This is a genomic window from Paracoccus sp. UBA5162, assembly GCF_002413585.1.
Taxonomy (GTDB): Bacteria; Pseudomonadota; Alphaproteobacteria; order Rhodobacterales; family Rhodobacteraceae; genus Paracoccus.
The window spans coordinates 95,080-101,291 of the sequence record NZ_DHXG01000065.1 but is presented as its reverse complement, the minus strand read 5'-3'; the positions used below and the strand labels follow the sequence as shown (position 1 = coordinate 101,291).

Annotated in this window: 7 protein-coding genes; 6 read left to right on the top strand and 1 reads right to left on the bottom strand. The window is 64.2% G+C overall.

Translation table 11 applies throughout. The features are described from left to right. Positions 1-125: 125 nt before the first annotated feature. From B4A72_RS10015 to B4A72_RS09990, 6 genes are all read left to right on the top strand, one after another. On the top strand, positions 126-398 hold the full coding sequence (locus B4A72_RS10015) for a DUF2945 domain-containing protein (RefSeq protein ID WP_335661860.1): 273 nt from the start codon (positions 126-128) through the stop codon (positions 396-398). A gap of 39 nt (positions 399-437) precedes the next feature. Beyond that, positions 438-1,217 (top strand): 23S rRNA (adenine(2030)-N(6))-methyltransferase RlmJ, encoded by a 780-nt coding sequence (locus B4A72_RS10010; RefSeq protein WP_292953996.1) that lies wholly within the window; start codon positions 438-440, stop codon positions 1,215-1,217. An 82-nt stretch (positions 1,218-1,299) separates the two neighbouring features. Beyond that, complete coding sequence (locus B4A72_RS10005) at positions 1,300-1,593, top strand: FtsB family cell division protein (protein ID WP_292953999.1); 294 nt, start codon at positions 1,300-1,302, stop codon at positions 1,591-1,593. 98 nt (positions 1,594-1,691) lie between these two features. Further along, a complete protein-coding gene (gene pdhA, locus B4A72_RS10000) occupies positions 1,692-2,726 on the top strand; it encodes a pyruvate dehydrogenase (acetyl-transferring) E1 component subunit alpha (protein ID WP_292978474.1) in 1,035 nt (344 codons plus the stop codon). A gap of 13 nt (positions 2,727-2,739) precedes the next feature. After that, positions 2,740-4,128, top strand: a complete 1,389-nt coding sequence (locus B4A72_RS09995; protein ID WP_292950928.1) for a pyruvate dehydrogenase complex E1 component subunit beta — start codon at positions 2,740-2,742, stop codon at positions 4,126-4,128. Between the two features lie 12 nt (positions 4,129-4,140). Next, entirely contained in the window at positions 4,141-5,460 is a 1,320-nt protein-coding gene (locus tag B4A72_RS09990; protein ID WP_292950930.1) for a pyruvate dehydrogenase complex dihydrolipoamide acetyltransferase, read from the top strand. 201 nt (positions 5,461-5,661) lie between these two features. Here B4A72_RS09990 and B4A72_RS09985 read toward each other — a convergent pair whose 3' ends face one another. Then, the gene (locus B4A72_RS09985) at positions 5,662-6,180 is read right to left on the bottom strand and encodes a type 1 glutamine amidotransferase domain-containing protein (protein WP_292950932.1); all 519 of its coding nucleotides are present in this window, start codon (positions 6,178-6,180) and stop codon (positions 5,662-5,664) included. Positions 6,181-6,212: the final 32 nt, after the last annotated feature.

The window sequence follows — 6,212 nt, the reverse complement described above, 5'->3', positions numbered from 1 at the left end:
GTCGGCCTCTCCTCCTCCCTGGCCTGCACCGCACCCCATACGCGGCCCTCCCTCCTCCCTGGGTCAGCGTTGAGCGGCGGCGCCCCTTCCTCCTCCCTGGGCGCCGCCGCGTTTCTTTTCAGCCGATGGAACCGCCACCCGCCCTGCGCATTGCGCCTGGAATCGCGATGGAGGCGACGATGCAGAAATTCCGTGAGGGCACGAAGGTCCGCTGGAACTGGGGACAGGGTCACGGCACCGGCAAGGTGACGGAAAGCTTTACCGAGGATGTCGAGCGTCGGATCAAGGGTCAGGCCATCAGGCGCAAGGCCAGCAAGGATGAACCCGCCTACCTGATCGAACAGGACGACGGCGATCGCGTGCTGAAAAGCCATTCGGAATTGTCCAGGGCCGACTGATCCTCTTTCGCGGCGCGCGCGGGCGCGCTATGGCGGGTCATGCTCAGCTATCAGCACGCCTATCACGCCGGAAACCTGGCCGATCTGCACAAGCACGCGCTGATTGCCGCGGCGCTGGATTACCTGACGCGCAAGGACAAGCCCCTGTCCTATCTGGAGACCCATTCCGGACGCGGCCTCTATCATCTGGACAGCGACGAGGCCCGTAAGACGGGCGAGGCCGAGGCCGGGATCCTGCGGGCCCGGCAACAAGGCTGGCTGCCGCCAACCCATCCGCTGATCGCCGCGATCGATGCCACGCGCCGCCTGCATGGCACACAGGCCTATCCCGGCTCTCCGCTGATCGCGGCGCATTTCCTGCGCCCCGGCGACAGCGCCCACCTGGCCGAACTGCACCCGGTGGAACATGCAGCGCTGTCGCGTGTCGCGGGCTTCGCCACGCTGCATCGTCAGGACGGCTTCCGGATGGCGCAGGCCGTGTGTCCGCCCGCGCCGCGGCGCGGGGTGCTGCTGGTCGATCCCAGCTACGAAGTGAAGGCGGATTACGACACCATCCCGCGCCAGATCGCGCAGATCGCACGCAAATGGAATGTCGGCATCATCGCGCTGTGGTATCCCATCCTGACCGATGACCGGCACCGCGCGATGCTGGACACGCTGATGCAGGCCGGCCCGCAGGCATTGCGGACGGAAATACGCTTTGCGCCCGCGCGCCCCGGACACGGCATGGTCGGGTCGGGGATGTGGGTGCTGAACCCGCCCTTCGGCCTTGACGCAGAGGCCCGCCGACTGGAGGCCACGTTCCGCGCGCGGCTGTGATGGCGGGGATTCCCCTTTCCATCCGGCTGTGGCATGATCACGCCGGAACAAGACCCAAACAGGCACAGGCACCGGGCAGGCCATGTCACAGAGACTTTCGATCAGCGCCACGATCTTCATCGTGCTGACCCTCTCGCTGGGCCTCTATTTCGCCTTTGCCGCCGTTCAGGGCCCCTCGGGGATCCTGCGCCGTATCCAGGTCGAGGCCGAGACCGCCGAATTGCGCGAACAGCGCGACGAATTGCGCGCCCAGGTGAACCGGATCCAGAATCTGACCCGCCGTCTTTCCGACGAATATCTGGACCTTGACCTGCTTGACGAACGCGCCCGCGAGATTCTGGGCTATGTCCGCGCGGACGAGGTCATCCTGCGCTGAACAGGCCCGTCTTTGGCGGATTGCACCCCTGATGGTGATGCGATACGGATAGTTTAACGCTGAACTATTCCGCCCCAGCCTCCAGGAGGAATCCCCGCATGGCCAGGAAACCCGCCGCCAGCAAGACGGAAGCGTCCAACACGTCAAAGGACGAACTGCTTAAATATTATCGCGACATGCTGCTGATCCGCCGATTCGAGGAAAAGGCCGGGCAGCTCTATGGCATGGGCCTGATCGGCGGCTTCTGCCATCTCTATATCGGACAGGAGGCCGTCGTCGTCGGTCTGGAAGCCGCCGCCAAGGAAGGCGACAAGCGCGTCACCTCGTATCGCGACCACGGTCACATGCTGGCCTGCGGCATGGATCCGAACGGGGTCATGGCCGAACTGACCGGCCGCGAAGGCGGCTATTCCAAAGGCAAGGGCGGCAGCATGCACATGTTCAGCCGCGAAAAGCATTTCTACGGTGGCCACGGCATCGTCGGGGCTCAGGTGCCGCTGGGCGCCGGCCTGGCCTTCGCCGACAAGTACCTGGGCAACGACAACGTCACCTTCGTCTATTACGGCGATGGCGCTGCCAACCAGGGCCAGGTCTACGAGACCTACAACATGGCCGAACTCTGGGATCTGCCGGTGGTCTTCGTGATCGAGAACAATCAGTATGCCATGGGCACATCGGTCAAGCGATCGACAAAATCCACCAGCCTGTTCGGGCGCGGCGAGGCGTTCGGCATTCCCGGCGAACAGGTGGACGGCATGGATGTGCTGGCCGTCAAGGAGGCCGGCCAGAAGGCCGTCGCCCACTGCCGCGCCGGCAAGGGGCCCTATATCCTCGAAGTGATGACCTACCGTTATCGCGGCCATTCGATGTCGGATCCGGCCAAATACCGCACCCGCGAAGAGGTCCAGAAGATGCGCGACGAACGCGACGCGATCGAGAATGTGCGCGAACTGATGCTGCAGGGCAAACATGCCAGCGAGGACGAATTGAAGGCGGTGGACAAGGAAATCAAGGAGATCGTGAACGCCTCGGCCGAATTCGCCAAGGACAGCCCGGAGCCGGCGCTGGACGAATTGTGGACCGATATCTACGCCAGCGAACTGCCGCAGGGCAGCGCCGAAGAGAACGCCTGAGGGGGATCAAGACATGGCAACCGAAATCCTGATGCCCGCCCTGTCGCCGACCATGGAGGAAGGCACGCTGGCCAAATGGCTGAAGAAGGAAGGCGACGAGGTCAAGGCGGGCGACATCATCGCCGAGATCGAGACCGACAAGGCCACGATGGAATTCGAGGCTGTCGACGAAGGCACGATGGGCAAGATCCTGGTTGACGAGGGGACCGAGGGCGTGAAGGTCAACACCCCCATCGCCGTGCTGGTCGAAGAGGGCGAATCGGCCGACGATATCGAGGTCTCGAATCCCGAATCGCGGCCGGCCCAGGCAAAATCAGCCGAGGACGACGACAAGGAAGACGACAAGACCGGCGGCTCGGCGGTGGAGAAGGTCAAGACACCCGAACCCGACCGCAGCCCCGACTGGCCCGAAGGCACGAAGATGAAGACCATGACCGTGCGCGAAGCCCTGCGCGAGGCCATGGAAGAGGAAATGGACCGCGACGACACCGTGTTCCTGATGGGCGAGGAAGTCGGCGAATACCAGGGCGCCTACAAGATCAGCCAGGGTCTTCTGGACAAGTTCGGCGCGCGCCGGGTCGTCGACACCCCGATCAGCGAAATGGGTTTCGCGGGTATCGGCACCGGGGCAGCGCTGGCCGGTCTGCGCCCGATCGTGGAATTCATGACCTTCAACTTCGCCATGCAGGCCATCGACCACATCATCAACTCGGCTGCCAAGACGCTGTACATGTCGGGAGGGCAGATGGGTTGCCCCATCGTGTTCCGCGGTCCGAACGGCGCCGCCGCCCGCGTGGGCGCCCAGCACAGTCAGGACTACGCCGCGTGGTATGCGGCGATTCCCGGCCTCAAGGTCGTGATGCCCTATTCCGCGGCCGACGCGAAGGGGCTGCTGAAACAGGCGATCCGCGACGCGAACCCGGTGATCTTTCTGGAAAACGAAATCCTCTATGGCCGCAGCTTCGAGGTGCCCGATCTGGACGATTTCACCATCCCATTCGGCAAGGCCCGTATTGCGCGTCAGGGCGGCGACGTGACCATCGTCAGCTTTGGCATCGGCATGGCCCACGCGCTTGAGGCCGCCGACACGCTGGCCGAGGACGGGATCGAGGCCGAGGTCATCGACCTGCGCACCCTGCGCCCTCTGGATTACGGCACGATCATCGAATCGGTGAAGAAGACGAATCGCATGGTGACGGTCGAAGAGGGTTTTCCGGTCGGCGCCATCGGCAACCATCTGTCGGCCTATATCATGGAAAACGCCTTCGACTGGCTGGACGCTCCGGTGATCAACTGCACCGGCAAGGACGTGCCCATGCCCTATGCCGCCAACCTGGAAAAACTCGCGCTGATCACCCCCGGCGAGGTGGTCGAGGCGGTGAAGAAAGTCACCTACAAATAAGGGGATAGCGAGATGCCGACAGAAATCCTGATGCCCGCGCTGTCTCCGACGATGGAGGAAGGCACGCTGGCCAAATGGCTGGTCAAGGAAGGCGACGAAGTCAAGTCCGGCGATATCATCGCCGAGATCGAGACAGACAAGGCCACGATGGAATTCGAGGCCGTCGACGAGGGCAAGATCGGAAAGATTCTGGTCGACGAGGGCAGCGCGGGCGTGAAGGTCAACACCCCCATCGCCGTGCTGCTGGAAGAAGGCGAAAGCGCCGACGATATCGGCGAGATTTCCAGTCCCGGCCCCGAGGCGCCGGAACAGGACGCGCCAGAGAAGCGCGCGCCTGCCGAAGCGCCGAAAGAGGTCGAGGGCCAGGCCCGGACCGCAAAGGCGCCCTCCGCGGCGCCTTCGGACAAGGGCGACCGAATCTTTGCCTCGCCCCTCGCCCGCCGGATCGCGGCGGAAAAGGGGATCGAGCTTTCCGCGATCAGCGGATCGGGTCCGCGCGGCCGGATCGTCAAGTCCGATGTCGAGAACGCCAAGCCCGGCACAGCCCCCGCCAGGACCGAGCCCGCGAAACCCGCGGCCGCCGCCCCCGCCGAGGCACCCAAGGGCGCATCGGCCGACGCAGTTGCCCGGATCTATGCCGATCGCGAAACCGAAGAGGTCACGCTGGACGGAATGCGCCGCACCATCGCCCAGCGGCTGGGCGAGGCCAAGCAGACCATCCCGCATTTCTATCTGCGCCGCTCGGCCAAGCTGGACGAGCTGATGAAATTGCGCGCCACGCTGAACAAGCAGCTGGAAGGCCGGGGCGTGAAGCTGTCGGTGAACGATTTCGTCATCAAGGCCAGCGCGCTGGCGCTGCAACAGGTGCCCGATGCCAATGCCGTCTGGGCGGGCGACCGGATCATCAAGCTGAAACCCTCGGATGTGGCCGTCGCGGTCGCGGTCGAAGGCGGGCTGTTCACGCCGGTCCTGAAGGATGCCGAGGCCAAGACGCTGTCGAAGCTGTCCACCGAGATGAAGGATCTGGCGGGTCGCGCCAAGAACAGGAAGCTGGCCCCGCACGAATATCTGGGTGGCAGTTTCGCTGTCAGCAACCTGGGCATGTTCGGGATCGAGAATTTCGACGCGGTGATCAATCCGCCTCACGGCGCGATTCTGGCCGTCGGCGCGGGGATCAAGACACCGGTGGTCGAGAATGATGAGATCGTGATCCGCAACGTCATGTCGATGACCCTGTCGGTCGATCACCGGGTGATCGACGGCGCGCTTGGTGCCCAGCTTCTGAACGCCATCGTGGACCACCTCGAAAATCCGATGGGGATGCTGGCCTGAGGCGGCGCACCGCGAATTCGCGAAGGGGGCCTTTCCGGCCTCCTTCGCTTGCGCGTCCCTGCACTGGAACGAATCTCTTTCGCGCCGGACGAGCGTGCGGGAAAAGAGCCCGGTCACGCTTTTCAGCGCGGAACGCCCCGCGCCATTCGTCCCGGTAGGTTCGGATTGGGACCAGACAGCCCCGCCCGTCGCGGGATGCAATCAGGCCAGGGCCTTCTCGATCGCGGCCACGAAATCGTCCAGATCGTCCGGATTGCGGCTGGTGATCACGCCGCGATCCACCACCACGCTGTCATCGACCACATCCGCCCCGGCATTGCCGATATCTGTGCGGATCGAGACATAGCCGGTCATTTTCCGACCCTTTGCCAACCCCGCCTCGATCAGCAGCCAGGGTGCATGGCAGATCGCGGCGATAGGCTTTGAGGCGGCGGAAAAGTCGCGGATCAGGTCGACGGCCTTGTCGTCATGCCGCAGCGTATCGGGGTTGATGACCCCGCCCGGCAGGACCAGCGCGTCGTAATCCCCGGCCGAAACGCCGGCGATGCCTTTCCCGGCCTCGACCGACTTGCCCCAGTCATCCGTCGCCCAGGCGCGAATGGCGCCCGGTTCCGGGGCCGCGATATCGACCTCGTGCCCGGCCGCCCTCAGTTTTTCCAGCGGAACGAACAGTTCCGATTGTTCGTATCCATCCGACGCCATGATGAGAATCCTGGCCATGGAAACAGCTCCTTCCTTGACGTTGCGGGGTC